At 30.8% G+C, this 26441-nt stretch carries 18 protein-coding genes; all 18 read right to left on the minus strand.

What is annotated here, in order from left to right; all coding sequences use genetic code 11:
* Positions 1–12: 12 nt before the first annotated feature.
* The 18 genes from IPM32_00485 to IPM32_00570 all read right to left on the minus strand — a co-directional run bounded on the left by IPM32_00485 (position 13) and on the right by IPM32_00570 (position 26410).
* Positions 13–846 (minus strand): M23 family metallopeptidase, encoded by an 834-nt coding sequence (locus IPM32_00485; protein MBK8943721.1) that lies wholly within the window; start codon positions 844–846, stop codon positions 13–15.
* Between the two features lie 74 nt (positions 847–920).
* Positions 921–1796: a lysophospholipid acyltransferase family protein gene (locus tag IPM32_00490; protein ID MBK8943722.1), complete on the minus strand. Its 876-nt coding sequence runs from the start codon at positions 1794–1796 to the stop codon at positions 921–923.
* 8 nt (positions 1797–1804) lie between these two features.
* Complete coding sequence (locus tag IPM32_00495; protein ID MBK8943723.1) at positions 1805–3169, minus strand: GWxTD domain-containing protein; 1365 nt, start codon at positions 3167–3169, stop codon at positions 1805–1807.
* A gap of 31 nt (positions 3170–3200) precedes the next feature.
* Complete coding sequence (locus IPM32_00500) at positions 3201–4574, minus strand: GWxTD domain-containing protein (GenBank protein MBK8943724.1); 1374 nt, start codon at positions 4572–4574, stop codon at positions 3201–3203.
* Positions 4575–4677: 103 nt separating this feature from the next.
* Entirely contained in the window at positions 4678–5703 is a 1026-nt protein-coding gene (locus tag IPM32_00505; GenBank protein MBK8943725.1) for a PorV/PorQ family protein, read from the minus strand.
* Positions 5704–5727: 24 nt separating this feature from the next.
* Positions 5728–9534: a T9SS type A sorting domain-containing protein gene (locus IPM32_00510; GenBank protein MBK8943726.1), complete on the minus strand. Its 3807-nt coding sequence runs from the start codon at positions 9532–9534 to the stop codon at positions 5728–5730.
* Positions 9535–9569: 35 nt separating this feature from the next.
* Positions 9570–12587, minus strand: coding sequence for a TonB-dependent receptor (locus tag IPM32_00515; GenBank protein MBK8943727.1), 3018 nt, complete (start codon positions 12585–12587; stop codon positions 9570–9572).
* 429 nt (positions 12588–13016) lie between these two features.
* A complete protein-coding gene (gene trxA / locus IPM32_00520) occupies positions 13017–13334 on the minus strand; it encodes a thioredoxin (protein MBK8943728.1) in 318 nt (105 codons plus the stop codon).
* Between the two features lie 23 nt (positions 13335–13357).
* The gene (locus IPM32_00525) at positions 13358–14500 is read right to left on the minus strand and encodes an acyl-CoA dehydrogenase family protein (protein MBK8943729.1); all 1143 of its coding nucleotides are present in this window, start codon (positions 14498–14500) and stop codon (positions 13358–13360) included.
* 11 nt (positions 14501–14511) lie between these two features.
* Entirely contained in the window at positions 14512–15336 is an 825-nt protein-coding gene (locus IPM32_00530) for an SDR family oxidoreductase (GenBank protein ID MBK8943730.1), read from the minus strand.
* Positions 15337–15438: 102 nt separating this feature from the next.
* Positions 15439–18888, minus strand: coding sequence for a DNA polymerase III subunit alpha (gene dnaE, locus IPM32_00535; protein ID MBK8943731.1), 3450 nt, complete (start codon positions 18886–18888; stop codon positions 15439–15441).
* A 14-nt stretch (positions 18889–18902) separates the two neighbouring features.
* A complete protein-coding gene (gene dut, locus IPM32_00540; protein MBK8943732.1) occupies positions 18903–19358 on the minus strand; it encodes a dUTP diphosphatase in 456 nt (151 codons plus the stop codon).
* 96 nt (positions 19359–19454) lie between these two features.
* Entirely contained in the window at positions 19455–20915 is a 1461-nt protein-coding gene (locus tag IPM32_00545) for an oligosaccharide flippase family protein (protein MBK8943733.1), read from the minus strand.
* A gap of 20 nt (positions 20916–20935) precedes the next feature.
* Entirely contained in the window at positions 20936–21346 is a 411-nt protein-coding gene (locus tag IPM32_00550; GenBank protein ID MBK8943734.1) for an acyl-CoA thioesterase, read from the minus strand.
* 2 nt (positions 21347–21348) lie between these two features.
* Positions 21349–22299, minus strand: a complete 951-nt coding sequence (locus IPM32_00555) for an acetyl-CoA carboxylase carboxyltransferase subunit alpha (GenBank protein ID MBK8943735.1) — start codon at positions 22297–22299, stop codon at positions 21349–21351.
* On the minus strand, positions 22299–24290 hold the full coding sequence (locus tag IPM32_00560; protein MBK8943736.1) for a glycosyltransferase: 1992 nt from the start codon (positions 24288–24290) through the stop codon (positions 22299–22301). Before IPM32_00560 ends, IPM32_00555 begins: the two co-directional genes overlap by 1 nt.
* 3 nt (positions 24291–24293) lie before the next feature.
* Positions 24294–25010, minus strand: a complete 717-nt coding sequence (locus IPM32_00565) for a polyprenol monophosphomannose synthase (GenBank protein ID MBK8943737.1) — start codon at positions 25008–25010, stop codon at positions 24294–24296.
* Entirely contained in the window at positions 25007–26410 is a 1404-nt protein-coding gene (locus tag IPM32_00570) for a sugar transferase (GenBank protein MBK8943738.1), read from the minus strand. The genes IPM32_00565 and IPM32_00570 overlap by 4 nt, the downstream gene beginning before the upstream one ends.
* Positions 26411–26441 lie beyond the last annotated feature (31 nt).

Here is a 26441-nt window from a genome sequence, read left to right on the forward strand (position 1 = left end):
TTTTTGATCCTATCATTTTATAAAAAATTCCTTTGGATTTACTGGTTTTCCTAATTTCCAAATTTCAAAGTGAAGATGTGGACCGGTTGTATTTTTGCCGGTGTTCCCACTGAGTCCAATAATTTCACCTTGAACAACAAACTCACGTTCCTTTTTTATAATTGACGAACAATGCTTGTAAATGGAAATGTATCCATTTTCATGCTGAATAATAATTTTGTTTCCGTCATCTAAAGTATAATCTGCAAATATTATTAAGCCTCCGGATGCAGCAAAAATTGATGAACCACTTGAAACTGCAAAATCAATTCCAAAATGCCCTTCATCTGGTTTAAATTCGTTAATAATTATTCCATTACTCGGTTTGATAAAAATACTTTTATCTTCACTTTGATTCAAGAATATTTTATCAATTAATGAATTAAAAACATGTAATAAATTTCCGCCATATGGTAAATTTTTATATGGTTCGTATTTTAAACTATCATAAATTGCATCGGAAGTATCTATTGAATCTGAAGTTGCGAGCAAATAAGCATATTTTAATTTTTTATTTGTGGAGGAAATTGATTCTAATTCCTTAGTAAGGAACATAATTTTTTTCTCTAACTCCACAGTTTTTTCTGCTTGATTTTTCAATTGACTATTTTCATAATAAAAAACAACATTTCTTAAAGGGGTTACACTAAGAAGTAAAATAGTAAAAAGCATTATAAAAATTGCGAAAGTTAAAACATAAAGTAAAATTTGTGTTAATCTAAATTTATAGCGAATAGTTTCGTGACTGAAAATATCCGGTGTAATATAAATACTAGTTTTTAGTAATTCTTTAAAATTAATTTTCATTTTTATGATTTTTTGATAAGTAAATATAGTAAGAAAATGAAAACAAAATCTTTGGTCGGCTGATTTTTATTTTTTTAATATTTCCAAATGTTGTGCATCCACAACCACTGTTCTGGATAATTTCTAATTACTGCTTCAAGTTTGCTCATATAAATTTGATTAAAAGAATTAATTTGATCTTCTTTACTAACCAAATTTTTATCATAAATTAATTCTTCAGCAACAATTCCAAAAGTTCCATCCGCTTTTCTAACAACAAAGATAATAATTACAGGACAACCGGTTTTAACAGCAATCGATGCTGTACCGGCAAATACAGAAGTATTTCTTCCAAAAAAATTTACTTTAATTCCTTCTCTGGGTCCTCTTTGATCGCCCACAATTCCAATAATTTCTCCATTCTTAATTGAAGAATAAATTTCTCTAATATTTGCACCAAGAGTAATTTGACGATTTCCAAATCTTTGTCTTATTTTTTCAAGCCAATCTCTAACAAAAATATTTTTTTGCTCTTTTATTAAAACATTAATTCTTCTTTCTAAAACAATTCCCGCAGCAACAGCGCCTAGTTCCCAATTTCCAACATGTGCTGTTAAAATTATTATTCCATTCTGATTTTTAACTTTACCTTTTACTAAATTTTTATCTTCCTCAGTAAAGAGAGAAGCTATTTCATTTTTATTTAATTTTTTTAGACAGAAAACTTCTAAAAAAGTTTGGGCAATGCTTACATAATTTTTGAATGCTAATTTCTTTAACCTTTTTTTGTCTAAATGCGGAAAAGCTATTGAAAGATTTTTTATTACAACATTTCTTCTAATTCTAATTAGGCTAAAAAAAATAACTGCGAGAAATTTTGCGGAATACTTAAGATTTTTAAAGCCAAAAATGCTTAATAAATTTCCTAAAAAGTTAAATGCAAGGAATTCTAGTTTATATTTGTTGAGCATGGTTTGATTTAATTTGCACTAATTCTGTAAATCCAATTGGGATCTTGTAATTCACCGCGTTTTGTTGAATGCAGTAATTCATATAAACCAAAACCGCTAAAATCACCAAAGACAAAAATTACACCGCCTTCAATACTGTTGAATGCCCAAATTTCATATGGTTTGGTATCGGTTTCATTGGGAAATCTATCAACTTCATCCGGCTCGCCAAATAAAGTAAATACTCTTCCTCTGTCTGTTTTATAACCGGGGGTTGACATTGTTCTGTATCTTGAATTTGCAACTTCAATTCTTGATAAATAAATTTTCTTAAATTCATTGATTTGTGTTTCTGGGGAATCATCTCGTCTTTTCCAAAAGTTAAAGAGAAATTCTCTTTTTTTATCTACACTATCTAATTTTTTAAAATCATCTAATTCTTGTCTCTCTGCTAGATATTTTGATTTTTCAAAAAGATCATCACATTCCTCAATTTCTAAAACTCCAAATTCTGAGTTTAAATAATTAGTGTTACTTTTTGAAATTTTCGGTGTAGAAATTCCCGGATTTACAAAAAAGAATTTTTTACTTGATGTAGTATATTTTTTCGAATTATTTTCAATCAATTTTAAAACTAAAGTGTAAGTATCTGTTGGATATTTTTTTAAATTTACCAAACCCACTTCCACTATTGACGTTTTGTTTGATTGAATTTCTTTTGATGTTTCGTAAATTAAATTATTTCTGCTATCAAATAATTTTTTTTCAAGTATAAATTGCTGAGATGTATTATTCTTTAAATTGTAAAGTTCGGAATAATAAAAAAGGACTGGCGATTTATCAGAATAAATAATTGATGGATTTGGAAAAATTTCTAAAGTGTTTTTATAAAATATTGAATTCTTATTTGCATTTTCATTTACAATACGAGTTGCTAATTCAATATCACTTATCGCAAAAGATTTTCTGAGCAGCGGATTAATTATTATGCTTTCGGAATAGTCTTTTCTACTTTTTTTGCTTGTAATATCTTCAATGCTAATATCAATATTGTATGAACCGGATTTTAAAGTAAATCCTACAAGTCCAAGCAGAGCTTTTCCATTTTTATGATCCGCCGAATCCTTTACCGGCTGGGTTAAACTCCAGTCTTTATTAACAACCAATTCATCTGTAGAACTATTTTGAATTTGAATATGCATTTTTGCTTTAATAAGATTTTTTCCGTCTTCCTTTTGTAATTTAAAATCTGCTGGATAAAACGAATAGTACAGTTCTAAAAAATTACTGGTTGAATCATATTGAAATTGTGCATAATCGAAATCAAATTTTACTGTATTTTGTGGTAAAATTGAATTGGAAACTATTAAAAAAAATAGTAAAAGTTTTTTCATTATTTGATAATAAATAAATTATAAATTCAATTTACTGATTTGTATCATAAATTGAAATTCTATCGCCCCAAGCTTCATTTCTTATTTCACCCATTTTGGTTGAGTGAAGTAATTCCAAATCGGAAATTCCCATCGTATCTCCAAACACAAATAAAACTCCGCCTTCCATTGAATCATAATACCAAATTTCATATGGTTTAATTGTTGATTCATTTTCAAAATTATCAATTCTATCAGGTTTACCATACATTAAAATTACGCGACCTCTATCTGTTTTGTATCCTTCTTTAAATTTATTACCATAGTTTGAATTTACATAATCTAATCTGTCTAAATATTTTACTTTAAATTCATTTGATGATGTACTTGGATCACTATCACGTCTTTGCCAAAAATCAAATAAAAATTTTCTCTTTGCATCAACTTGTGTTAGCTTTTCGTATAATGCAACTTCAGAACTTGCAGCAATATATTTTGAGATTTCAAAATTATAGTTACATTCTTCTTCATTCATAAGTTCAAATTCACTTCCAGTTAAGGTTGCAATTTCAATTTTATCTTCATTTTTAACATCGGGATTAAATACATAAAATTTCTTTGAACTATTTGCAAGTAAATTATTTAATGAATCAACAATATTTATGGAAAGCGTATAAGTTCCGGTTGAATATTTAGAAATCTTTAAAAATCCAACTTTAACTTGTGAATTATTTTCACTACTTAATTTTTCTTCATCACTATGTTGAATTTTTTCATTTTTATAAACTATTCTTTTAAGCTTAAGATTGTTTATTTTCTTTTCAAGTTTATTATAAATTTCTATATAGTAAAATAAAACCGGCATTTTAGAGCCATAAACTCCTTTGGGATTTGGAACAGTCTCCAAACTATTCTTAAAATAAATTGAATTTGGATTTGCATCTTCATGAATAATATTTGAACATAGTTGAACATCACTTATTTGAATTTTATTTATAACGATTGGTTGAAATTCAATTTCCTCATTTAGAGTTTTGATTCGATTTTGAGCATAATTATCAATTGCAGTTACATCCAACTTATATTTGCCAAAAGGAATTTTAAAACTTAATACACCAACTAAATCTTCTGTAAGATAATTTTGTGAAGTTAAATCCACCTTTGATTTAAAATTGTAATTTTCATCAAGAGTCTTAATATTTTTTTGATTTGTTAATGAGATCTTAATATTTGCAGAAATAAAATTTCCGGAATCAGTTTTACTAACAACAAAAGAATTTTGAGTTAATGAATAATAAAATTCAAAATATGAGTTTTGTTCATCGTAATCAAATTTAGCATAATCAAAATCAAAACCAATTTGTTCTTGAGCATTAAGTTTTAGTGAAAAAAATAAAATTATTAACAAGTAAATTTTAAATTTCATAATTCCTCGGTAAAATTTTTTCAACCATTTAAAATAAAAATTCCTGAGTCTAAATTATTAGACTCAGGAAAACTAAACATAATTGACTAAACTAACAGTGCAATTATTCAATACCTAATGATAATGAAATTAGGTGTGTATCATCAAAGAACTCTGTTGGTAAATAAGCATAGTCAATTTGAATACCAACACCGCTCATATTATAGTTTATACCAAAACCAGCAGTAAATTTGTAAAGAGTTTCTGATGCTTCAAATTCTGTAGTGTGGTTATAACCACCTCTAAAGAATAATAAGTTATCATAACTATACTCTGCACCAACTTTATATTGATCAGTATAATAATTATGATTAACAAATGTTCCAACAAAATTAATATGATTTTGAGCGTCGAATGCTAATGTATAACCTAAACCAATATCTAATGTAGTTGGTAAAGAGAAGCTTGCAGCATCTATTTTATAGAATTGTTCTCCTCTTCGTTGTCCGGAATTTGTAGCTGATGTCCAAAGACCTGAACCTTCATATTTCATGTCTGTTCCAATATTTTTCAAAATAACAGCCATATCAAAACCACTAATTCCTGCTAAATCTGCATAAGTTACACCAACGTCAAATCCTAACCCTGAAGCTGTAACTAAATCAATAGTTTCATTTACATAATTAAGATTTAACCCAACGGATACTCTGTCACTCAACATTTTGGAATAGGACAAACCTATTATTGTATATTGAGGTGAAAATGTTTGTCCGGTACCATCTGGGTTTTCAACAGTTGTTTTAAGAATATCACCAACAGATAGTGATTTTATGCTAAATGCCAAACTACCAAAATCTTCAAAGTTAACACCAACTGCACCAAATTGAACCCCAATATCTGCAATATAATTCATATTGGAAGCCATTACATCTACAGAATTTGTTGAACGTGCAATATTAGCTGGATTCCAAAATATAGCATCAACTCCAACTGAATTTGTTAAGTTTGCATTACCCATTGCTACACCACGACCACCGACAGGAATTAAAAGCTCGGTTGCACCGGCTGTTCCATTTCTATCAGATTGACCAAAAAGTGAGCTAGTAGCAATGATCGATAGAATCATAAAAATTAAATTTATTTTCTTCATTTTTTTCTCCTTTAATATTAAACACTAAAATCTGTCAAGAATTTGTGTTTCCTGGATTATTGCTACTTTTAATATTTTTGTTTTACCAAGTTCCGGCATGTCAATGTATGCTAAATACAAACCGCTTGCAACTGGTAAACTGCTTTCATTGCTAAGATCCCATCTTAAAAATTGAGAAGCATCGTCTTTATCTAATGTTCTTACCAATTGACCACCTAAGTTAAATATTCTAATTTTAGCTTTTGGTGGAAGGTGGTTAAATGTAACATATCTTTGATATTTGTTTATTTCATTTGGATTTACACCATAATACGGATTTGGAAAAACATTAACATTTTTTACATCATTCTTTGCATTTTCAGCTGAATATGTTGTAGCAGGAGCTTTAAATCTGAATGTATCTTTTCCTAATTGTAAAGGATTTGCATAAGTTATTTTTATTGCATCTCCAAGATGATAATTTGTTCCAGTAAATACCAAAACCCAAGTTGCTAATGCATTTGTTGGATCTGGTGCTGCACCCGGAATAACTTGATCAGGGTTATATGGAGAGTTTACAATTATTGCATACATTCTATCTGACATATTCCAAGCATAGAAAGGATTTTGTGTTCCGTTTCTTAGTCTGTCTCTATATGTCAAATTTACTTGATAAGGATTTGCTGGATCTGCAACATTCCATACTTCAAAAGGAATTCTAATTAAAAATGGAGCTGCTGTTCCGGGATTTGGATTTAATGGATGATTTGCTAAATCTGCTGCTGCAACCATTGTAAAACATGTAGCCATTTGTCCGCCTTCTTTAACAAAATGGATTTTTTGGCCATTTACTTCGGTGCTATCCCAAATACCAGTAAATCTTAATTCATAATCTTGCTGCAAAATGTCTAAATCAGTTGTACCTATTCCATTAAAGTTATCATATGCCCAACTCGAAATAGTTCCTCCGAAAACAGTATAATTAGAAATTGCTATTCTTGTAGCAGTAGCACCAAATGCTGTTGTTAGCGATGATTCTCCTGTATATTTACCATTGGCATCAACTGGTGCAGTAAAGCCAACACTAAAAAAGTTTATTGGTGTTACGTAACTTCCGTCTACAGCAACTTGAATTCCATCAACTAGAGGGGCAGCATTTGCGCCTTCATCAACGTTGGTATAAACGTTAACGCCAGCTAACACTCTTTGGTCTTCAATTACAGGTTGACCAGTTGTTAAGTCTTTAACATTCCAATGTTTTTCTGTTTTGAACTGATATCCAGTTTCGCCGGTTAAAGTAACGGTTCCAAGACCATCAACAATACCATTTCCTAAATTTAAGTAGGTTGAATCACCTGAGTCTAAAGCATATAATGTTGACCAGCCATCATCAAAAATTACATAATCAACACTAAATGTAGGATCAACAAAATCAATATTTACAACTAAATCTTCACCACCAACAAAAGCACCATCACCAGTTGTGTCTGGAGAACCCCAAGTTACAACTTGTCCATTAACAACACCAACAGCTTCATGGTTACTTTCAATGGTATTAGCACTATTTACTTTTATTCCATCTGGGAATTTTAATTGCACTGCGTCTGCATAATTAAAATCCGGAGCCAAAATATTAACAGTAAAATGAAGATCTAAAGTGTTATTTGGTGCATAAATAGAAGGTGCTGCAGTAATAGTTGATGGACCTTGATCACCTGGTTTACCTAAACTTGCACCAACTGAATCTGCGAAGTTAGTTTTTTTCCATTTTCCATCTTTATCTAAATAATAATGTTGTTGATCAAAATAAACTTCATAATCGTGACCAGTTAATTTCATTGGATCAACAACTTTTGCAGTTACAACTGCATTTGCTGTTCCAGTAGTTTGTGTAACTTCTAATCCATCACCATATTCAAAATCTGGCAAAGTGTAACCTGGATCAGGATTTTGAGGAATAACTTCCATAATATTTAATGGTGTTTCAAGTGTGTTAGGTACATGCAATGGATCGGGATTATAAGCGTAAGCTGTAACAGCAAAATAGTAAGTAGTACCATTTTCAAGTTGTTCACCAGTAATATAATCTTTGGTAACTTGGAAAGAATGCTGTACACCATTATCATCACCAAATTGTTGAGGAAGCATTAAAGTAACACCGGATTCAGGATCAACTTCTTGATCAAGAATTACTTTAACTTCATCTACTATATCAAATGTACCAATCCTTACAGCTTCAGCCTTTGTTGCAGATCTGCTTGGTAGTTGGTAAAGATTATAACCTTGGAAATTAAATTTTCCTCTATTTGCTATACCAATTGCTTCGTAATTTAATTCAATATCATCAACCCTTGTTTGATCTTCTCCCCAATTAACAATTACCTCATTTTCATAACCGGTAACAGTAACAATAGGACTTGGTGGAGGTGATGGTAATTCAAAGAAATTATCATAAATTGATTGTGCAATGTCATCATAAATTCTCAACAATTGAATAGCTTGCAATCTATTAACACCAGGAGTTGCACCTGCTGCTAATTCTGCAACTACTACTTCTTGAGTATCGCCGGGAGCCATAGTAAAAGGTCCTGCAACCATACCTTGTCTTCTATCATCCGGTGCTTCAAGAACACCATCTACCCAACCGGTTCCGGTTATTGGATCACCAGCTAAAGTGAATTTTGTTGCTTCTCCGGTTGTTGGATCAATAAAAGGTTCTCCTGAAGTTGTAATCAAACCTCTAAAAAGATTATGGAATTGTAATGTACCTGTAACATATTCACCAAGATCCGGATCATTATATACCGGATGACCATTAATAAAGAAATAATGAACACTCATTGGTAAATTTTTATATCCGGCTTTTCTCTTGTTTTTAAAGATTGCTTGATCTGTTGCTTCACCTGGGACAATAGGACCTTGGAAAAAGTCAAATCCAACAGCTGGTGGATTTGGGCCATAGATTCCATCATCATCTTCATCACCATTATAGCAGTACATTAAGGAACGGTCAACATCGCATGCAGAAAGATCGTCGCCTGCAAATCCATTATCAATATCCGACCACATTGATACGAACATTGAATCAAACACACTAGAACTTTTATTAATAAGAGTATATTTTCTAAACATAACATTTCCTAAAGCACCACCCAAAGAATATCCCCAGAATGTAGCCTGCATTTCAATACCCATAGGATCCGAACCATATAAGCTTTGTGCTGTTGCTCTGTCAAAATCATTAGCAACAAACCACACAGTTTGGTTAGCACCAGGAAATCCAGGAATATCAATCGATGGATCATATGAACCATCAGCATCAACATCCTCATATGGTGCCCCAAATTCTGCTGGCCATTCATTCCAATCTTTCTCATATTGTGCTCTAATATCAGCTTCAGCACCTTCGCCATCATTAATTTCACTAATCATACTACCATCTTCCCAGTCTGGTCTAACTCTGTAAATTCTAACATGATCTGCATCGGAATCTTCTCTTTCTCCATTAACAACTGCACCAGGAACTAAACCTTGGGAATATGTAGAACCACCAACTCGTAATTCTCCAGATACTTTTGCACCCCAAACTAGTCCAGATTCAAATACTGCAGCTTTATTGCTTCCCTTTGGAAAAATAAAACCTGAATTGCCGTTTGGATCAATGTCTGAGTTTCCATCATTATAAATCCAAGTTGAAATATTATTAATATTCAAACGAGTTCTAGATGGTGACCCAGCTGCTTTACTCAGAGCATTACTTTTTGAATTTAACTCTCCTTCTGCTCCAATTTCCATTGCTGTAAAAAAAGCAATTAGCAATATGAGAAGAGTATTTAATTTATTTTTATTCATAAATTTTCTCCTATAACTTTAATAATCTTTATTTTTTAATACTCTAATCTTATTCCTAATAATACTTGTCTTGCATTTGAATAATATCCTTGATAATCAATTTCTAATGCTTTATAAATATCATTAAATATCGGACCATAATCTTCAATCTTTTTTCCGCCTAATGCCGGATCAGCTAAATAACCATCATCATCAGCTGCGCCTGTTCTTTTAAATACATCTTCAACGTTTCTATTATCAAATAGATTTAAAACTCTTACATAAACATTTGCAAATAACTGATCAAATATTCTGAAAGATTTGTCTATTTTGAGATCAACATTAAATGTTGAAGGAGTTAATGATGAGTTTAAAGGTTCAAGTGGACTTCTGAATCTTGCATCAGTTTCCATATTTGCACTACCAATACCTCTGGTAAATGGATGACCGCTTGCAAATGAAGCAAGAACCGAAACACCTAATTGCTCAAGAAGAGCTGGGCCATCATCAACACCAAATCTATAATCTAGGAAAAAGTTGCCTTTAAGTGGTCTATCATAAGTTAAAGGAGCAACATAATTTGGTCTAAAGATTGTAACTCCATCTAAAGGTGCACCAACTATACCTGAGTTGCTATTAGGATTTGTACCAGTTCCAGCAGCATCTTGCAAAGATAATGAAGCAGAACCGCTTAATCTTTGATATCTTCTCATTGTAAATTGTAATTCAACACCTTTGGTTGTTGCAAAGTCTCCATTCTGCTTTATGTTGTAAGATTCATACGCGGAGTTAGCATCTGTTCTTTGTAAGTTAAAGAATACTTGCCCTTTAACATCATCATAAAAACCAGTTATATCAAATGCCAAAAAGTCAGTTAATTGTTGTCTAAAACCAAATTCATAATGCGTTTTTCTAATTGGTCTTAAGTTTTGACCTGTTGGATCAGAGAAGAAAAAGCTTTGACCTAACTGATAAGCTAATTGATGATAACCAAGATATGCTTCACTTAGTGCAGGTTGTTGAACATACTTTCCAAATCCTGCATGGAAAACTGTTCTGTCTGTAACTGGGAATGAAACACTTAACCTTGGGCTTACACCACTAAAAGCTTCTACATCTTTAAACCCAGCTAAATTGAGTTCACCACTATTCCAAGTTTCGGATACTCCGTTTTCTGGCAATTCTGGATTTACTAACTGCATATTATCCATATCAAAATAGTCATATCTTAAGCCAAGATTTAGAATAATATCATCAAATTCAATCTTATCTTGAATATAAAAACCAGCTTCTACTGGTTTGTGAGGAGCATAAAAACTACCATCAACACCGTTTACTTCACCATCTCCGTCAAATTCGTTACCATAGATATCATAACCATAATTGTTAACTCCTGCGGTATATAGTATTTTTGCTTTTTCAGCATCTATTTGTGCTTGAGTTGGATTTGAGCCATAAAGTTTTAAGAGATTATTAGCTAGTGTTCTTGCAAAACCAGATTGGCTTCCGGAAGTTGACCAAAATCTTAAAGTATGTTGTTTAAATTCACCACCGATTTTTATATTATGATGTTTTGATGGTAAATAGGTTAAATCGAATCTTCCAGTTAACCCAAGTTGATCAAATTTGTTACTGTTTGCGGAAACTGCTCCATCAGCATCAAATGTATATCCATAAACTGAAAAATCTGTAGGCTCAATATACCTTCTATCTGCTGCTGTTATACCTTGTCTTGTCCAAGTTGCCAATTCACGTGCTTTTCTTATCCAAACATTTCCTGCATTTGCATTAGCAATACTATCGCCATAAGCCCAATAGTCAGTTCCTAAATAAGGATCAGAACGTTCACTCTTACTTAGCGACAATCCACCTGTTAACTCATAAAATAAATTAGGAGTAACTACATGTTTAACTTTTAAACTAAAACTTCCATTTGACCAGTTATCTGTAGAAACTCTATCATTTAAAATGTCAAAAACTCCATCACCACCTGCATCATCCCAACCATCAGAATATGTTCCGGTAAGTCTAATAAGGATTGGATTAAAATCCATAGTAACAGAACCAGAGTGAGTATAAACTTCTCTTAATTGATTTTGACGAACACCTGCTGGATAGAAGAAATTAATTGTATCCTCACCAAAGCCATCATTTATCATTCCTAAATCAAAACCTGGATATGCTCTTTTAGCTTGGCTTCTATCAAAATTATAATTTAAGTTATAGAAAAATTTAATTTGATTTTCTAAAACTGGCCCACTTAACGAAAAACTTGTTTCATTGTAACCATACCAATAAGCACCTAATCTTTTGGATTGATTCTTAAAATTATCTTTAGAATCGAAACCAACATTATCTGTAATATATTCAACGCTAGCATGATAATCATTTGTACCAGATTTTAATTGTGATCTAATAATACCTGCATTAGATCCGCCAAATTCTGCAGTAAAACCACCTGTTTCAACTTGGAGTTCTTCAACTGCATCATTTGAAATTGTAATTTCTCTACCACCATCCTCAGGATCTGCGATATTAATTCCCTCTAAGTAGTAACCAACTTCATCAGGACGACTTCCACGAATATGTATATTACCTCCATCAACAACAACGCCAGCTTGTAAACCAATAATATTTGTAACTCCCCTAACTGGTAAATTCGAAATATCTTCACCAGATACATTTCTGATTGAACTTGTAGCGTCTTTTGTGATAAGTGGTTTTTGCGCAACAATTGTTACTGTTCCAACTGAAATTTCTTCAGCTGGTAATTGAAAATCTACTTCAGTTGTTAAATCTAAACTTACTCTCACGTTTGTAATTGTAATACTTTGGAATCCAAGATAGCTGGCTTTAACGGTATATTGACCAGCATCAAGGTTCATTATTACATAGTCCCCATTAACATCGGTTGCGGCACCAAAACTAGTTCCGATAACTACTACGTTTGCGCCAACCAATACTTCACCTGTTGATAAATCTGTTACTTTACCTTTTATTCTTCCGTCACCAGCGAATACTTGGAGAGGGATTAAGGCAAAGAGTAATAAAACGTAAATGATTTTACGACTCATATTTTTCTCCTAAATTAGTTTTTTTGTTAAGCGTTTGTACAAAAAATGTTTAACAACTATTCATCAAGACCTCCGTCTTTTTGTGTGTTACAATGATTAAATTATACAGCAATGTTGAATATTAAAAAATTCCTCAAAAATATACAAATAATATTTCCTTATTGATAATATTATTTATAATTGATTTGTAAAAAAAATATTCTAAAAACTTAATTACAATTCATAAAATTGGTAGCATTTCAGAACAATTGCAATTTATATTCTTTATCGAATTTAATATAATTGTATTGAAAATTTAAAAACGGTTTTTTTGTAAACTTAGAATAATTTTTTTAACTTTTTTAAATTTTGATAAGCATCATTGAAAGGTGAACAAATAAAGGTTATCTCAATCAATTTTAGTAAAATTTATGAAATAACCTTTTATATCTAAAGATTTTTAAGTTTATCTAAAAATACTGATTTGGGAACTGCTCCTATAATTGTATCTTTTACATTTCCGCCCGATAAGATCAGAACGGTTGGAATGCTTCTTACTCCGTATTTTATTGCGGTTTGCTGATTAACATCAACGTCAAGTTTTCCGACTTTTATTTTACCATCAAATTCTACCGCAAGTTCTTCAATTATTGGCGCTATCATTCTACAAGGTCCGCACCAAGCTGCCCAGAAATCAACTACAACAGGAATTTCAGATTTGATTGCTTCTTTCTCAAAATTATCATCAGTAAATGTAAATGGTTTCATTAAATTTTTTCTCCTTTAAAAAATTACATTATTCCTTTTTTCTTTAAAACATCTCTTGCAATAATTGTTTTTTGAATTTCATTTGTTCCTTCAAAGATTCTATTAATTCTTGAATCTCTATAAAATCTCTCAATTGGCAATTCTCTTGAGTAACCCATACCTCCATGAATTTGAACAGCTCTATCTGCAATTTTATCCAGAGATTCTGAACAATATAATTTCACCATTGCAGATTGTTTTGAAATATTTTTCCCATTATCATAATCAACAGCAGTTCTATATACAATTGATTCCATGTTATAAATCATTGTTGCCATTTCTGCTAGATAGAATTGAATTGCTTGAAAGTGGCTAATTGGTTCATCAAACTGTTCTCTTTCTTGTGCATAATGAGCTGACATTTCTAAAAGTTCTTTTGCTGCTCCTAAACATGCTGCACCTAATCCTAATCTTCCAGCGTCTAAAGTTTTCATAGCAAGTAAAAAACCTCTCCCATCAGAGCCAACTAAATTTTCTTCCGGAATTTTAACATTATCAAAAGTTATTGCATTTGTTGTACTTCCTTTAATTCCCATTTTCTTTTCAGGAGGTCCCGCATGAAATCCGGGAGAACTTGTTTCAACAATAAAAGCGCTAATTCCTTTAGGTGTTCTCGCAAAAACAGAAACTATATCAGCAATCCCGCCATTAGTTATCCATAATTTTTCACCATTTAAAGTCCAATTACCGTCAACTTTTTCAGCTTTAGTTTTTAGATTAAATGAATCTGAACCGGCTTGAGCTTCAGTTAAACAAAATGCAGCAATCTTTTCTCCGTTTGCTAATGGTGTAAGATATTTTTTCTTTTGATTTTCATTCCCGCCAAGATAAATTACATTTGCACCGATTGATTGATGAGCTCCAATTGTTGTTGCAGTTGACATACAACCTCGCGCAATTTCTTCTTGAGCAATACAATAACCAACTTCACCAAAACCGCCACCTCCATATTCTTCCGGAAATGAAATTCCTAAAATTCCTAACTCTCCAAGTTTTTTAAGTAAAGATTCTGGAATTTTTGCATCTTCATCAATTTTAGATGCGATGGGTTTTATTTCTTTATTCGTAAAATCTTTTACCATTTCACGAAGCATTTGTTGGTCTTCAGTAAAACCGAATTCGAACATAATTTTTCTCTCTATTTTATTGGTTTACAAATTGTTTCACCGGTATAGCTTACATTGTATTCTCCTCCATCAACACCAATTACGTTGCCTGAAATCCAATCTGCTTCGGGACTACATAACATTACAATTGCTTTAGCAACTTCTTCCGGTATTGTTAATTTTCCCATAGGATTTTTTTCTCTAGCAGCTTTAATCATTAATTCGTTTCCGGGAATTTTTCTTAAAGCAGGAGTATCCGTAACGCCAGCCATTATGGCATTAGCAGTAACTTTCATATGTCCTAATTCAACAGAAAGCTGACGAATGTGCGCTTCTAATGCAGCTTTTGCTGCAGAAACAGCTCCGTATGTTGGAATAACTTGTTGAGATCCTGCACTTGTTAAAGCAAAAATTCTTGCGCCTTTTGATAATAAATCTCTTTGAACCAATCCTTGCGTCCAATAAACTAAAGTATGTGCCATTACATCAAGTGTCATTTCCATCTGAGATTTTGATATACAATCATTCGGTGATTTTGTAATAAATGGTTTAAGAGTTCCAAATGCTAAAGAATGAATTAAAACATTTACTAAGGGATGTTCTTTTACTGCAAACCTTTCTTTAATTTCATCAAGTGTATCATTTCTTTTTAGCTGATCTGCAGCGTTCATATTATAAAAGATAGCTTGTTGTCCAAATTTTTCAATTTTCTTCACAATTAAATCAACATTATGCATTGTACTTTGACGATCCAGATGAATTCCAAAAATACTGTAACCGTTTTTAGCTAATTCGATTGCTGATGCACCGCCAAATCCGCTTGATGCACCTAAAACTAAAGCCCATTTCTGTGTCATTTTTCCCTTTTGTTTATATTTGTTTGCAAAAGTTATGAAAATAAAAAAGTTAAATCAATGAAAGATATTAAATCGATTTTAAGAAAATTTTGTGCTTTAGCTTTACATTGTCTGAAATGCAATTGCATCATCGCCTAAAAGATTATGCAAATTATTTAATAAATTTTCTGAGATCGAAATTTTGTTATTTATTATAAACCTTTTTGATGATCCATTAATTTTCACATAAACAATAACCGGAATATTTCCTTCGTTTTTATCAAAAACTGATTTTACTTTTTTTACTGTTTCCGGATTGTGTTTCTCTGAGTCGAAAAGAATTCCCAAACTTTTTGTAAATTTTTGTGCAACTTTATCTAATGAAATTGCATCTTCAGCATGAAGTTTAACCGCATCGCCGCTACTTTCCAATTTTCCTATTACCATTATTGTGGATTCTGGAACTATTAAACTTCCAATTTCACTATAAATTTTTCCAAACATTATACATTCGCAAGATCCTGTAAAATCATCAAGGGTAAAGAATGCCATGTTCTTACCGGATTTATCCATTCTTGTTCTAATTGATGTTACAACTCCGCAAGCTCTTACAAAATCCAAATTATTAAAAGTATCGGGATCGCCAAGTTTGATTGTAGAAAATGAATTATATTCTGCTTCATATTTTCTTAATGGATGATCGGAAAGATAAAATCCAAGTGCTTCTCTTTCTTTTGCAAGCGCAAATTTTTGATCCCATGAATCAACTTCCGGCAGTTCGGGTTCAGAAAAAGTTATTTCTTCAACATCACCAAACAAGCTGTCTTTTTGTGTTTCTTTTGTCGATTGAACTTTACTTCCAAATGATAATGCACTTTCAATTGATGAAAAGTTTTTCGCTCTATCTCCTTTGACCGAATCAAAAGCTCCGGCTAATACCAATCCTTCTAAGGCTCTTTTATTTACAATTCTTGTATCAACGTTTGAAGTAAAATCATAAATACTTTTAAAATTTCTTCCTAAATTTTTATGGGATTCTTCAATTGCTTTAACAGCATTTACTCCAACATTTTTTATTGCTGACATTCCAAATACAATTTTATCCTTATCAACAGTGAATTTAACCGATGGGCGATTTATATCCGGAACCATTACATGAATTTTTAATTTTCTGCAATCTTCCAAAAGCAATGTAACTTTATCTGGATTGCCAAATTCGTTTGTTAAGTTTGCTGCCAAAAATTCCGCAGTAAAATTTGCTTTTAGATATGCAGTTTGATAAGCTACAACGGAGTAAGCAACTGCGTGACTTTTATTAAAACCGTAATTTGCAAATTTATCAATTACGATAAAAATTTCTTCCGCAATTTTTTGAGGAATATTATTTTTTACGGCACCATCAACAAATTTACTTTTTTGTTTCTGCATTTCATCAAGATCTTTTTTTCCCATTGCTCTTCTTAGAATATCAGCTTGGGCTAAAGTCATTCCGGCAATTTTATTTGCAATTTGAATTACTTGCTCTTGATAAACAATTATTCCATATGTTTCACTTAAAATTTCTTCCAAAGAAGGATGTAAATATTCAATCGGTTTCCTTCCATGCTTTCGATCAATAAAATCGGGAATGAAATCCATTGGTCCCGGACGATATAAAGCATTCATTGCGGATAAATCTTTTATTGATGTCGGCTTTAAATTTTTTAAATGTTCTTTCATCGGAGCAGATTCAAACTGGAACACTCCGGTTGTTTGTCCGTTCCAAAATAATTTATAAGTTTTTTCATCATCAATTGGAATAGCATCAATATCAATTTTTATATTTTGTGTTTGCTCAATTAAATCAATTGTATCACGGATAATTGTTAAAGTCCGCAATCCTAAAAAATCCATTTTCAGAATTCCGGCAGAATCCAATTCCTTCATATTATATTGAGTAACCAAATCACCGTTTGCACCAGCAGAAGCTAAAGGAACTAAATCACTTACTTCTCCCGGAGTAATTACAACGCCAGCCGCGTGCTTACTGGCATTACGGTTCATGCCTTCCAAAATCTTTGCATACTTAATAAGATTCTGAATATTTTCATCATCCGAATCATTAACCCATCTTAATTCGGGAACTTCTTCCAATGCTTGGTCTATTGTAAAAACTCTGCCAAACTTTGATGGAATCCATTTTGTAATATTATTTACAGTGGGAATTGGAATATTTAATACTCTCGCAACATCACGCAAAACTGCTTTTGATGAGAGTCGATTAAAAGTAATAATTTGACTTACAGAATTTTCACCATATTTTTCTTTTACATAATCAATTACTTCACCACGCTGATCATCAGCAAAATCAATATCGATATCGGGCATTGATTTTCTTGATGGATTTAAAAATCTCTCAAATAATAAATCATATTCAAGCGGATTTACATTTGTGATTCCCAAAGAATATGCGACTAAACTTCCCGCTGCACTCCCTCTTCCCGGACCAACCGGAATTTTTTTATTCTTAGCGGCGTTAATAAAATCTTGAGTAATTAAAAAATAACCGGCGTAACCCATTGATTTTATTATATCAACTTCGTATTTAAATCTATCTTCAATATTTGTATTTAATTTAGAAAATCTTTTATTCAATCCTTCGCGTGCAAGAATTTCAAAATATTCATCCAAATCTTTTGCGTTTGATTCTTTGGGAATTGGAAAAATTGGATAGTGAAATTTTTCAAAATCTAAACTTACATTTACTTTTTCTTCAACTGCTAAAGTATTTTCAATTGCACCTTTGTAAGAAATAAACAAATCTTTCATTTGCTCTGAAGATTTAAAATAAATTTCATCTGTTCTATATCTTAAATCTCTATAATCTTTATTTCCGGTTTTATCTGAAAGTAGTAGTAAAATATTATGTGCAATTGCGTGTTCTTTTTCTATATAATGAATATCGTTAGTTGCAATCATCGGAATTCCCAATTCTCTGGAAAGTTTTGGAATCCCTTCTAAAACCGGTTTATCTTCTTCTTGACCATGATCTTGTAATTCCAAATAAAAATCATCGCCAAAAATTTCTTTCAAAATAATGGAATTTTCTTTTGCCTTTTGATAATCACCATTTAGCAAATGACTTGCAACCGGTCCGGCTAAACAAGCCGAAGTACAAATTAATCCTTCAGATTTTTCGCGTAACAACTCCAAATCAATTCGAGGTTTGTAATAAAAACCTTCTGTAAAACCTTGTGTAGAAAGTTTAATTAAATTTTTATAACCAATATCATTTTTAGCAATTAGCACAAGGTGATTATATTGTTTTGATTTTTTCTTTGGATTTGTACTTTCGTTTTTTTCAAAACGCGTGCCTTCAAAATTGATGTAAGCTTCCACACCAATAATTGGTTTTATACTTGCTTTTTTTGCTTTTTTATAAAATTCGGAAATGCCATACATTACGCCGTGATCGGTTAATGCAAGCGCATGCATTTTATTTTTTTGTGTTGCGGTAATTAGTGAATCAATTGTGCAAGCTGCATCTTGCAAGCTGTAATGCGAATGGTTATGTAAATGTACAAAATCACACATTTTATTTTTTCATCCTAAGATTTTCCGGTGTGACCAAATCCACCCTCTCCCCTTTGAGATGAATTTAAATCTTCAACTTCGTTAATGTTTGCTAAAATAACTTCGGCTAAAACTAATTGCGCAATTCTATCACCACGTTTAATTATAAAATCTTCTTCTCCAAAATTAAATAATATTATTTTTACTTCACCACGGTAATCGGAATCAATTGTTCCGGGGGAATTTAAAACACCAATTCCATTTTTTGCAGCTAATCCGCTCCTCGGTCTTACTTGAATTTCATATCCAATTGGAATTTCTACAGATAAATTTGTCGGGACTAAAATTACTTTTCCCGATTTAAGTATTATATCATTTTGAACTGCTGCTCTAATATCCATTCCGGAACTTCCTTCGGTAGAATAAGTAGGAAGCGGAATATCAGAAAATAAGTTTGAAATACGTTTTATATTTAAATCGATTTTTTTCATTTGGATTAGGATTTATTTTGGAAGATTAACTAAACGAATTTATAAAAAAATATGTAAATGAAAAACTTGCAGTTTAAAAAAGTAATTAAAACGAAATTATTTTTTTCTTCTGAAAATTAAATTCATTGTTGAAATAATATCTTTCTTTTTAACAATTTTAAAAACTATAAATGATAGAAAATAAATTCCCAACAAAATAATTTTTATTGAAAAAGTAATTCCACTTGTAAAAACAAAATAGTAAAAAATTCCGCTGATAAAAATTATTGTAAAAATTACTTTTATAATTAAAGAAAATTCATAATCAATTTTGTAAAACTTTTGGGAAACTATAAAAATTCCAACCGACATAAAAACATAACTTAATAGTGTTGAAATCGCGCCGCCGAAAATTCCAATTATGGGAACTAAAATAAAATTGCTAACAATATTTATTAACGCCCCAACTCCGGTAATTGCGGGAAGATATTTTGTTTTTTCTTCTAAATAAATTCCGGCGATAAAGTTTATATAAAGTCCGTGAAAAATATATGCGAGTAAAATTATTGGAACAATATAAATTCCCGATAAATATTCTTTGGCGATTAAACTTCTTCCGTGATAAAATTGAAAACTTGCGATGTCATCAATAAAAAGTGAAAGTACAATCCACATAAAACTTGTGAAAATTAAAAACAAACTTAGAACTTTAGAGAAAATTTTTTTTGCATTTTCTTCTTTTGCATTTGTTAAGAAAAACGGCTGCCAGGCATAATGAAACATTGAAACAAACAACATCATAAAAATTCCGAGTTTGTAATTTGCTCTATAAATTCCCAATGTTGATTCGTTCGTTAATTCACGAATTATTGGAACATCAATTACTTGAACAATCATTGATGCAACACTTGCTGGTAAATATGTTACTCCAAAAAACAACATTTTTTTAAGATAAAATTTGTCAATTGTGAAGTTAAGATTTCTAAAAATATCCGGAATGAGAACAACAAAAGCAAACGCAGAAGCTACCAAATTGCTTATAAATATTGCTTCAATTCCATATTTGTATTTTAGAATTAGAATAAAATTCAATGAAACATTTAAGAGAATATTTAGAATTTTTATTAATGCAAATTTTGAAGCTTTTCTTTCCAAACGAAGATTTGAAAACGGAATTAACGTTGCGGTATCAAGAAATAAGATTGCAATTACATAAATAAATATGTGCGAATAATTTGTTAAATCTGTTTCGTTAGCAATCCAATTGTGTGTAGCAAAAAGAAAAACTGAAAATATTAAAGTTGTAATTGTTACAAAAATATATCCGGTTGAATAAACTTTTTTCTTATCATTCTCATCTACTGTTGCAAATTTCATAAATGCAGCATCCATTCCGTAGATGTAAACAATATTTGCAAAAGCTAAAAATGCGTAAATGTATGATTGAATTCCGAATTCTGTTGGCGAGAAAACATTTGTGTAAAACGGCACTAAAATAAATCCGAGAAATCTCCCAACAATTGTGCTGATTCCGTAAAGAGCAGTGTCTTTTGTTAATTGTTTAATTTTATCAAGCATCGGAATTTTTCATTTTGAATTTATTCAAAATATTTTTTGAGTGTGTCAATATAAATTTGCGGAGGTTTTGTAGGTCTCTTCGTTTCTTCTCTAATGAACATATGTGTTGTAAATCCAGTAACTAAAATTTCTTCGGAGTTTTCTCTTTTTATTGAATATTCAATGTGAACTTTTGCGGAATATAATTCCGAAATTGTTGCGGTAATTTGAAGTACATCATCATAATGAGCTGGAATTTTATATTTCAAACTGGCTTCAATTAATGGTAACTGATAACCAACTTTTTCCAATTCACTGTATGCTAAACCGCAACTTCTTAAAAGTTCAGTTCTTCCGACTTCAAAATATTCTAAATATTTTCCGTTATAAACAAATTGCATTTTATCAGTATCGGCATATCTAACTCTAATTGAAGTTGTGTGCGAAAGCATAATTATTCGTTGTAAACTCCCATTTTGCCAAACTTTTCAATTCTGTTTGAAATTAATTTTTCCGGCTTGATTTTTTTAAGTTGATTAATTTCTTCCAACAAAATTTGTTTTAAAGTATCAGCAATTAATTTATGATCTCTATGAGCGCCGCCAAGTGGTTCGGGAATTATTCTATCAATAATATTTAATTCCAACAAATCGGGTGCAGTTAACTTTAAGGCTTCTGCGGCTTGTTCTTTATATTCCCAACTTCTCCATAAAATACTTGAGCAAGATTCCGGACTAATAACGGAATACCATGTATTTTCCAACATTAAAATTCTATCGCCAACGCCCATACCTAAAGCGCCGCCGCTTGCACCTTCCCCAATAATTACAACAATTACCGGAACTTTTAGTCGGCTCATTTCAAATAAATTTCTTGCGATTGCTTCCGCTTGCCCACGTTCTTCGGCTTCAATTCCGGGATATGCGCCTGGCGTATCCAATAATGTTACAATTGGTATATTAAATTTTTCGGCAAGTTTCATCAAACGCAATGCTTTTCTGTAACCTTCGGGATTCGGCATTCCGAAATTTCTTTCCAAATTTGATTTAGTATCTCTACCTTTTTGATGCCCGATTAACATAATTTTTTGATCACCGATCATTGCAAATCCGCCGACAATTGCTTTATCATCTTTGAAATGTCTATCGCCGTGAAGTTCAATAAAATTTTCAGTCATTAAAAAAATGTAATCTAATGTATAAGGTCGTTCTGAGTGGCGAGCAAGCTGAACTCTTTGCCAGCGTGTTAAATTTTCATATATGTTTTTTTTAAGAAGATTTACTTTACTTTCCAAATTCGAAATTTCATCGGTAATATCAAGATTATCTTCAAGTTTTTTCATTTCCTCAATTTTTTTCTCGAGTTCAAAAATCGGTTTTTCAAATTCCAATATATTTTTTGCCATTATTTCTCCAAGTTTTCAAAAATTTTAGAAATAGATTTCCCTATTATTTCTAAATCTAACCATATATTTTGATTTTTTGCATAAAATAAATTTATTCTATTTTTTTCTTCAATATCATTTTCATCAATATTTTCCGTGAACCAAAGTCCGGTAATTCCTTTTTTGCCTAAAAATAATTCTTGATAAAAATTATCACTTTGGGGTCCGACAAAACTTTTTCTTCCGATAAATATTTCCGGAATTTGCAAAAGTGAATTTATTAAAAAAGTTTTTCGCAAATTAATTTTTGAATAAATCCACACAAACGGAAAAACTAAAAACATTAAAATAAAAGAAAGTATTATATCAAAAATTCGCTTAATAAATTTGTGAATAAACATCGAAATATTGTACTCAACTTTTAATAACGGAACATTTTCAATATGAGTGATTGTTGATTTTCCAACCATAAAATCAAGCTCGCTTCCGGACATTAAAAAATTTACATTTTCACCTTGGCATTGTGCAACCGTTGAAAAAATTTTATCAAAACCAATACTTTCCGTTGAAAAAATTACATTGCTGATTTGATTTTCGCGAATTATCTTTTTTAAATTTTCAATTGAACCTATGACTTTTAAATTCTCAATTTTCTTATCAATGTCCTTTATATTTAATCCTATCAATCCAATTAACTTATACTGAATTGTTAGGTTTAATTTTATTTTATTCAAAAAATTAATTGCCGTTTCGTCAATTCCAACAAGCACAGTTCGTAATGGTAAATCATTATTTGAGGATTTATTCAGCCAAATTAATTTGTATAAAATTCTCCACAAAGAAAAAATAATTGTGGCAAAAATGTATGTTAATAAAACTACAACTCTACTGAAAGCAAATTGTTTGAAGAAAAATGTTAACGAAGCAATTGTTAATAATCCAATAAATAATGCAATAAAAGTTTTTAAAACAGAAAGTGAATTTCGTTTGTAAACTCCGCTAAAACTAGAAATTAGTATTTGAATAATTGCAGGAATTATATAAACCCAAGGTTTGTAAACATTCGGAAATCCGGGCCATTTTTCATTTGCATGAATTTGTTCGGAAAAATAAGTTAGAATAATATACAATAGAAAATCTGCAATTACCGAAACAAGAATTAATTTATTCTTATTTGCGAACGCAAAAGTTTTTCTTAAAATAATTGCAAACTGAAGAATAATTTCAACAATAAATGAAGATGAAAAATGTTTGCGAACAAAAAGATGCATTGCATTATAGAAAATTTTTGTTTCATCAATTTTGCTTCGTTTTGTGCTTTCACCTTTGTAATGAATTATTTCCGTATTATGAACATAAAAAACTTTTAATCCCGCTTTTTGAATTCTATAACACAAATCCAAATCTTCGCCGTACATAAAAAAATCTGTATCAAATCCGCCGACTTTATTATATGCTTCACGCGTAAGCATCATAAACGAACCGGAAATTGCATCAACTTCATAAGATTTATTTTCATCCAAATATGTAAGATTATATTTTGCAAATAATTTGCTTTGCGGAAAAAGTTTGCTTAATCCCATAACTTTTGTAAATGAAACCCAAGGTTTAGGGAAACTTCTTCTGCAAGGTAATTGCAAAGTTCCATCGGGATTTAAAACTTTACATCCGGCTATTCCAACTTTTGGATTTTGTTCAAGAAATTTTATCATTTCTTCAAAAGTATTTTCTCTTACTAAAGTATCCGGATTTATTAATAAAACAAATTTCCCTTTAGAAATTTCTAACGCTTGGTTATTTGCGGCTCCAAATCCAATATTTGTTAAATTTTGAATTGTTATTACATTAGGGAATTTTTCATTTATTGCGGGAATGCTTCCGTCATCAGAATTATTATCAACAACAATTATTTCCATAATTATATTTTTTGAAGCTTGCTTAATAGAATCAAGCAGATTAAGCAAATATTCTTTTACATTATAGTTAACAATTATTATTGATAAATCAATCATGTATTATTTTAAAATTCCAAGCATGTGTCTAAATCGTAATTTCCAAACTCTGAAGATTGCTTCCTTTACAATTTTTTTTGACATTTTAGAAGTTCCGGCAACTCTATCCATAAAAATTATTGAGGCTTCTTTTAATTTAAATCCTTTTATCCAAGCTTTATAATTCATTTCAATTTGAAATGCATAACCGTTTGATTTTATTTCATCAAGATTTATTGATTCTAAAACTTTTCTTTTGAAACATTTGAAACCGCCGGTACTGTCTTTAAGAGGTAATCCGGTTATAACTTTTGTATAATAATTTGCAAAATAACTTAGTAATAATCTTTTCATTGGCCAGTTAATTACGTTTACGCCTTGAATATATCTGCTTCCGATTATCAAATCATATTCATCAATATATTTTTTGAAATTTGCAATTTCCTTTGGATCGTGCGAATAATCAGCATCCATTTGAAAGGCAAGATCGTAACCATTTTTCAGCATATATTTGTAACCTTCTACGTAAGCTGTTCCTAATCCTAATTTTCCACTTCGAGAAATTAATTTTACTTTTGAATTTTGCTTGCTTAATTCTTCAACATATTTTCCGGTTCCATCTGGAGAATTATCATCAATAATTAAAATATCCAAATCCGGATAAAGATTTATTAACTCCGAAATGAGTTTTTTAATATTGTTCAATTCATCATAAGTTGGAATTATTACTATTGATTTCACTCGAAATGTCCCTTGCCAAATAGTACTACAAATATTGTTCTAAATAAAATTTTAAAATCCATTCTAAGCGACATATTCTCAATATAAAATAAATCAAATCTTAATTTTGTATTTACGTCTTCAATACTTTCATCATATTTATGTTTAACTTGTGCCCAACCGGTTACTCCGGGTCTTACTTTTAATCTTCTTTTATATAAAGGAATTTCTTTTGATAATTTTTCAACAAAATAAGGTCTTTCCGGTCTTGGTCCAACCAAACTCATTTCACCTTTTAACACATTAAACATTTGTGGAATTTCATCAATCCTTACTTTTCTTATAAATTTGCCAACGGTTGTAATTCTTGGATCATCCTTTGATGACCATACCGGACCCGATTTTTTCTCGGCATCGTTAACCATTGAACGAAATTTATAAACCTTAAACACTTTTCCGTTCATTCCGGTTCTCTCTTGCTTAAAAATAATTGGACCTTTGCTATCAAGTTTTATCCAAATTGTAATAATAACTATTATTGGAAGTGACACAATTAATACTAAAAGTGAAAATATAATATCTAAAAATCTTTTTACTTTTTTTTCCCACTCGGGCATTAATTGCGGCATAATATCAATTAGAGGAAATCCGTAAATCTGCATTGTTTTAGCTTGCCCGCTAATTATTTCATACAAATCCGGTACTATTTTAAGATTTACTTTTTCGTCTTCACATTTAGAAATTACTTCAATTAAAACGTCGTCTTCATGCTTATCCAAAGAAAGAATTATTTCTTGAGCATTAACTTTTTTTATAACATTTTCAATATTGTGAACACTATCTAAGACTTCAATTCCATCAAATTTTTTACCAATATTTTTTTCATGAACTGCAACATATCCTGCAACATCTAAACCTAATCCTTTATATTTTTGAATTTTTCTATGAATATCTTTTGCTTTAGAATTAAATCCAACTATAATTGCATTTCTTCTTCCAATGCCATTAATTAAAAGTCGACGTTGTAAACTTCTAACAAATAATCTTCCAAATCCTACAAAAAGAAGAAACATTCCCCAATAAAAAAATATTAAAAATCTATTTCCGGTTTGTTCATTATGAAGTAAATCATCTGAAAGTATAAGCGTAAATAAAATAAAAATTCCAGCAAACGAAGCTTTAAATAGTGAAGTTAATTCATCAAACCTTGAGCTTGCAAACCAAGTTCTGTACATTCCCACAAAAGTAAAAATGAGCAGCCAGTAGAAATAGATTATTATCATGCTTAAGAAAAATTCCGGTGATGTAAAAATGCTGAATAATCCGGATTGAACTCTTACAAAATAGTAAACTAACCAAGTAAAGTTTATGGTTAGAAAATCAATTCCAACAACAAATATTTTTTCTAATTTTTTGTTCACGTTAAAAATTAAGTATTTAAAATAGTTTAAT

This window comes from Ignavibacteriota bacterium (genome assembly GCA_016716225.1).
In the GTDB taxonomy this organism is placed as follows: domain Bacteria; phylum Bacteroidota; class Ignavibacteria; order Ignavibacteriales; family Melioribacteraceae.

Excerpts from the sequence above, each read along its gene's own strand:
- IPM32_00515 (MBK8943727.1), bottom strand. The coding sequence starts at position 12,587 with ATGAGTCGTAAAATCATTTACGTTTTATTACTCTTTGCCTTAATCCCT.
- dnaE (MBK8943731.1), bottom strand. The coding sequence starts at position 18,888 with ATGTGTGATTTTGTACATTTACATAACCATTCGCATTACAGCTTGCAA.
- IPM32_00525 (MBK8943729.1), bottom strand. The coding sequence starts at position 14,500 with ATGTTCGAATTCGGTTTTACTGAAGACCAACAAATGCTTCGTGAAATG.
- IPM32_00490 (MBK8943722.1), bottom strand. The coding sequence starts at position 1,796 with ATGCTCAACAAATATAAACTAGAATTCCTTGCATTTAACTTTTTAGGA.
- IPM32_00510 (MBK8943726.1), bottom strand. The coding sequence starts at position 9,534 with ATGAATAAAAATAAATTAAATACTCTTCTCATATTGCTAATTGCTTTT.
- IPM32_00560 (MBK8943736.1), bottom strand. The coding sequence starts at position 24,290 with ATGATTGATTTATCAATAATAATTGTTAACTATAATGTAAAAGAATAT.
- IPM32_00550 (MBK8943734.1), bottom strand. The coding sequence starts at position 21,346 with ATGCTTTCGCACACAACTTCAATTAGAGTTAGATATGCCGATACTGAT.
- IPM32_00545 (MBK8943733.1), bottom strand. The coding sequence starts at position 20,915 with ATGCTTGATAAAATTAAACAATTAACAAAAGACACTGCTCTTTACGGA.
- IPM32_00530 (MBK8943730.1), bottom strand. The coding sequence starts at position 15,336 with ATGACACAGAAATGGGCTTTAGTTTTAGGTGCATCAAGCGGATTTGGC.
- IPM32_00485 (MBK8943721.1), bottom strand. The coding sequence starts at position 846 with ATGAAAATTAATTTTAAAGAATTACTAAAAACTAGTATTTATATTACA.
- IPM32_00495 (MBK8943723.1), bottom strand. The coding sequence starts at position 3,169 with ATGAAAAAACTTTTACTATTTTTTTTAATAGTTTCCAATTCAATTTTA.
- trxA (MBK8943728.1), bottom strand. The coding sequence starts at position 13,334 with ATGAAACCATTTACATTTACTGATGATAATTTTGAGAAAGAAGCAATC.
- IPM32_00555 (MBK8943735.1), bottom strand. The coding sequence starts at position 22,299 with ATGGCAAAAAATATATTGGAATTTGAAAAACCGATTTTTGAACTCGAG.
- dut (MBK8943732.1), bottom strand. The coding sequence starts at position 19,358 with ATGAAAAAAATCGATTTAAATATAAAACGTATTTCAAACTTATTTTCT.
- IPM32_00505 (MBK8943725.1), bottom strand. The coding sequence starts at position 5,703 with ATGAAGAAAATAAATTTAATTTTTATGATTCTATCGATCATTGCTACT.
- IPM32_00500 (MBK8943724.1), bottom strand. The coding sequence starts at position 4,574 with ATGAAATTTAAAATTTACTTGTTAATAATTTTATTTTTTTCACTAAAA.